At 50.0% G+C, this 5,484-nt stretch carries 3 protein-coding genes; all 3 read right to left on the bottom strand.

Annotation, left to right across the window (positions count from 1 at the left end; all coding sequences use genetic code 11):
* On the bottom strand, positions 1 to 2,959 hold a 2,959-nt coding region (locus VZ94_RS23670), incomplete at its 3' end, for a condensation domain-containing protein (protein WP_157844977.1).
* On the bottom strand, positions 2,934 to 3,305 hold the full coding sequence (locus tag VZ94_RS23665; protein WP_052700725.1) for a phosphopantetheine-binding protein: 372 nt from the start codon (positions 3,303 to 3,305) through the stop codon (positions 2,934 to 2,936). The genes VZ94_RS23665 and VZ94_RS23670, both read right to left, overlap by 26 nt.
* On the bottom strand, positions 3,259 to 5,484 hold a 2,226-nt coding region (locus VZ94_RS23660; RefSeq protein WP_131655630.1), incomplete at its 5' end, for a non-ribosomal peptide synthetase. The genes VZ94_RS23665 and VZ94_RS23660, both read right to left, overlap by 47 nt.

The following is a 5,484-nucleotide window of genomic DNA, read 5'->3' as shown; positions in this document are numbered from 1 at the left end:
TCAACACAGCTAATTGCGCCGCAATCATTACAGCACCGCGCGGCAAGCATAGCGCGACTACGCTACCCGGTTTTAAACCTAAACCAGCCAACTCATCCGCTATTGTTAAACTCCAATCAACCAACTCGGCATAGCTAATAACCTCATCGTTGACGTGTACGGCTATGTTGCCTGGGGTTTGCTGAGCTTGGCTGAAAATCGCTGGGACTATTAACGTTACGTCACCAGGATTAAACGGCATAGCGGGTTGAATAGGCTTATAGTCTAGCCCTAACGCTTGTTCTGGATGTGTCACCAGTTTTAGCAAAATCTGTAGCCAGGTGTCGGCGATTTGCTGTATTTGCTCGGCACTAAAGCAGGATTTGGCATAACTGAAATCGACCGCCAAGGATGCGGCGGGTACGGAATCCGCACTGCTAACGGCTAGCGTTGTGTCGATATGAATCCCTAGCGTCAAGGGATAATGGGTATTATCGACATGCTGCGGTATGCCTATTTGCAAATCAGTCTCGACCGTGCTTAATGCCTGTGATAGTGGAAAATTTTCAAATACTAATAACGTATCAAATAACGCCGTACCGGCATGACCTGCCCAGCGTTGCACATCGGCTAACGGTGTGTGCTCATAATCGCGTAACACTAGATTTTCGTTTTGAAGACTTAACACAAATTCGGCAGCCGATTGGCTAGACTTAGGCGTGCTAATGATAGGTAACGTATTGATAAACAAGCCTATCATTTGCTCCATACCGGCTAGCTCAGCGTTACGGCCTGATAACGTAGCGCCAAACACTACGGTATCTTGACCGGTGTAAGACTTAAGCAGTAATGCCCAAGCCGCTTGTACTAATGTGTTAATCGTTACCTGTTGCGTTTGGGCAAAGCGTTGTATCACTTGGAAAGACGGTTCCGGTAACCTGACTGAAATGCTGGCGATACCGGTATCATGGCTAGGCGCAACGGTTGTCGCTAGCAAGGTCGGCGACAGCCCAACTAGACGCTGTTGCCAAAATGACTGTGCAGCGCAAGCAGCGCGGCGGTTTAACCAAGCAATATAATCACGGTATTGTCCTATAGGTGCAGGCAACGAAATACCGGCGTAACTCGATAATACTTCACCTAACAATTGCGACGTACTCCAGCCGTCTAACAACACATGGTGACTGGTCCATATCAATTGATAATCACGCTGTCCGCGTTCAAGCAAGGTTAACCGCATCAAAGGTGCTGCTGCCAAGTTAAACCCTTGCGTGCGTTCGACTGCACAAAACTGAGTGGTTTCGCTGTCGTCAGTAAACGGTAACACGGTTAACGGCAACTCGACGTGACGGTAGACGATTTGCAGCCACGTGCCGGTGCGTTCTTGCCAACTAAAGCCACTACGCAAAGCCTCGTGTCTTGCCAGTACTGTTTGCCACGCTTGACGGAACCGCGCCACATCCAAACCATACACCGGCACACTCATTTGATTAATGTAGGCATCAGCGCCGGGGGCGATTTGCGTATGGAATAGTAAGCCTTGCTGCATAGGTGATAAGGGATAAATGTCAGCAATATCGGCAAGCGGCAACGCGTCGAGTTCGCTCTGAGCGATGTCCACCCATGGAAAATCAGACGGTGTAGCGGTTTGTACACCGTTTTGGTGCTCCGCTAATAAAGCCAACAGCTCGCGCTGATAAGACTCGGCCAGTTGCGTCACGGTAGTTAGATGGTATTGCGCCGTGCTAAAGCGCCAACGTATTTGTAGTTGCCCGGCATAGACATGGGCATTAATTTCTAACCAATCAGGTAATAGTGCATCCGGGTCGTGGTCAGCGCCTGCCGATTCTGATGCCGGGCTTAACCAGGTTTGCTGCTCGGAAAATTGTCCAAAATAGTTGAAACTAATAGACGGCAGGGTTAGCGCTGCCAATGATTGGCGGTATTCTGCTTTAGCTAAATATCGCAAAACGCCAAACCCTAAGCCTTTATCAGGCACGGAACGCAAACCTTGCTTAACGCTTTTTATGGTTTCACCTAGACTCGCTGTCGCTGTTAATTTCAATGGATAGAGACTGGTAAACCAGCCTACCGTGCGGCTGACATCGATGTCAGCATCGCTAAGTACGCTGTCACGCCCGTGGCCTTCCAGCATAATCGTCACCGCGTTGCGTTGTAACCAACGACTTAAGGTGGTCGCCAACGCCGCTAGCAGCAATTCTTGCGTGTGCGCCCGGTAAGCCGTTGGCGCCGTGGTTAACAACGCTTGGGTTGCCTCGATAGGCAAACTCAACGCAATAACCTCTGCCGTGCGATAACTGGCCTGAGTGACCGCAAAATCAGTGGCACAATGCGTATAGTCTGGGCGTAACGCTTCTTGCCAATAAGCTAATTGCCTGGTTAATACCTCGTTATCGGCATAGTGTTGTAAATACTGCGCCCAAGCTTTGAAACTTGCGGTTTTACTGGGCAGTGCGATGGTTTGTCCTTGTACACTATGCTGATAAGCGCTGTGTAAATCTTCTAACAGCACGCGCCAAGACACGCCATCGATAACCAGATGATGACAAACCAATAATAAGCGCTGGCTGCCATCAGCGACTGAGATTAACGCCACGCGTAGCAACGGCCCGGTGCTTAAATCTAAGCTACGCTGTGCCGCGTAGCTTATGGCTTCAATGTCGGCTTGGGTTTGCGCTGTGCGCAACCACAGACTTTGGCTAAGCTTATCCTTGCTATACTCAGTGTAGGCCTGCCGCCAGTTGCCATCTTCGTAGTAAAAACGCAGCCGTAAGCTATCGTGATGGGCTAGTACTGCTGCCAATGCTTGACGCAAACTGTGTTCTGACAGCGTTTGCCTAGGCGTAACTAACAACGATTGATTCCAATGACAGCGCTTAAAACTAGCTTGCGCGAAAAACTCGGCTTGAATCGGCGTTAACGCTACGTCACCGCTAGCGGCAAACGACCTCACCGGCATCGTGCACGGGTTGCGCGACCTTGGCTAATCCAGCTAACGTTGGGTATAAAAACACGTCTTTAGGCGCGAAAGTCAAACCAGCGGCGCGGGCGCGGCTGACTAAGCGTATTGCTAAAATTGAATCGCCGCCTAAACTGAAAAATGAATCGGTTAAGCTAATAGGGGTTACGCCCAATAATTCTTGCCATAACTGAGCTAAGAGCTTTTCTGTCGCTGTTTGTGGCGGCACAACGGCATGAGTTTTCAACTCGTTAGCACAATCCCATTTAGGCAAGGCATGACGATTGAGTTTGCCATTACTAAGACGCGGTAACGCCTTTAATTGAATAATCGCCGCCGGAATCATGTAATCCGGTAACAACGTTTTGCAGGTATTGGCTTAAATCTTCCTCTTTGGTGTCATCATGAGCCGCAGTAGCCGCCCAATAAGCGAGTAAACGATGGTTAGCGGTGCTGTTATCAATGATGACGACGGCTTCTTGCACGGCTGGATGCGATAACAAGCCTGTTTCAATTTCGCCTAATTCAATCCTAAAGCCACGCAATTTCACTTGATTATCTAAACGCCCTAAATACGCCATCATGCCATCGGGCAGCCGACGCACTAAATCACCGGTTAAATACATGCGGCTGCCGTCAGACAAAAAAGGATTCGGGACAAAGCGTTCTGCGGTTAAACCAGGTTTATGCTGATAGCCACGCGCCAAATACGGCCCGCCCAGTGCTAACTCGCCAATAACCCCGTCAGGCAATCGATTTAAATCGCGGTCGACAACATACCCATAGCGCTGACCTACTGCCGTACCTATAGGTGCGTAAGCTGTCGTACAGTCGGTATCGGGTAAAGCCGTCCATGTCAGCGGGGTAATCAAGGTTTCGGTAGGGCCATAGCCGTTGATGATAGGAATATCACCTAAAGCTTGCCGAAATAACACCAGAATGTCTTTGGGCACGGCTTCACCACCGACTGAACAAGCTCGCAAGCTTAAGGTTTTGCCTTGGCTAACCAGCCATTGGGCTAATTCGGCTAAATACCCTGGCGGCATTTCAAACCAAGTCACTTTATGCTTAGACAGCATTAAATAAGCTTGCTCTGCTGACCATAAGCTGTCTCGCATTAACAACCGGCAACCGGTTATCAACGGCACTAGCCATTGTTCCATCGCGGCATCAAAGGTAAATTCAGCAAAGTGTAACGCGCAATCATCCTGGCGCATGGCATAGGTTTGCGCTATCGCGTGGCAATGCTTAGCCAACGCGCCATGACTGACGCATACGGCTTTAGGCGTACCGGTACTGCCAGAGGTGTGAATCAAATAGGCGGCATTATCTGGGTGCAGTACCACATTAGGTGGAGTGTCGGACTGGTCGGCGAGGGTTAACTGTTCAGGCAAATGTGCGCCGCCGTCCGTGCTTAACCAAAGTTGCCAAGGTTCTTGAGCTACCAAAATCTTAGCGCTTAAGCCTAATTCTGCGCTAAGCTCGGCGGAGTCTTGGCTTGGCGGACATCCATACAAGACCTGTTTAACGCCCGCATCACGCAAGGCTTGTACGAGGCGGGCTTTAGGGCTATCCGGCGACAGTGGCAAAAATGCGCCACCGGCTTTCAGCACGGCCAGCATGGCAACTACACTGTCGCCGGTGCGCGGCATGAGCAAGCCAACAATATCATCAGGTCTTAGGCCGCAACATTGTAATAAATGAGCTAAGCGGTTGGATTGACACTCTAATTCGCTGTAGCTTATGAGTCGCCCACCGTCGATTATCGCGATAGCGTGCGGTTGGCTTTGTGCCATCACGCGAATACGCTGGTGGACATAGCTCACTTGTTCAGTACCGTCTGGATATTCGATGTGATAGTCGGCAAGGTCTTGATTCACCAAGGAATGCCAAGCAATAGGTTGCTCAGGCGCGGCTAGCAGTTCACAAAGCAGGTGTTGGTAAGCATCGCTGAGTCGTTGAATCGTATTAGCGGCAAATAGCTCAGATGCATAGGCGAAAAAACCGCTGATATGACCATGCCGGTCTTGCTGAGTGTCTAGGCTGAGGTCAAATTGCGCGGCACGGTTATCGAGCTGTTGAGACTGAATATGCCAACCATGAATGGCCAGCGAGTCCGTTATTTGCTGATGATTAACCAGAATTTGAAATAACGGATTTTGTCCTAACCGGCGTTCCGGGTTTATGGCATCGACCACGTGTTCAAACGGCACATCGGGATGCGCTTCGGCATCTAATAAACGCTGCTTGGTTTGGCTTAAGACACTGACAAAACTGTCTTGACCTTGTATTCGGCACACGAACACCACCGTGTTAACCAAATAGCCGATGAGCTGTTGCGTTTCTGGACGCTGCCTAGTCGCTAGTGGCAAGCCTAAACGTAAGTCGGTTTGGCCACTGTAGCGGTAAAGCAAAACGGCGAACCCGGCCAGTAACACCATAAACGGACTGGCTTGGTATTCCTGCGCTAAGGTAGCCAAGGCTTGATTAGCTGTTTCAGATAAGCTAAACGTGATGCGACCACC

The organism is Methylocucumis oryzae (genome assembly GCF_000963695.1).
Lineage (GTDB): Bacteria > Pseudomonadota > Gammaproteobacteria > Methylococcales > Methylomonadaceae > Methylovulum > Methylovulum oryzae.
The sequence above is the reverse complement of the archived record's forward strand: the minus strand, read 5'-3'. Positions and strand labels throughout refer to the sequence as shown.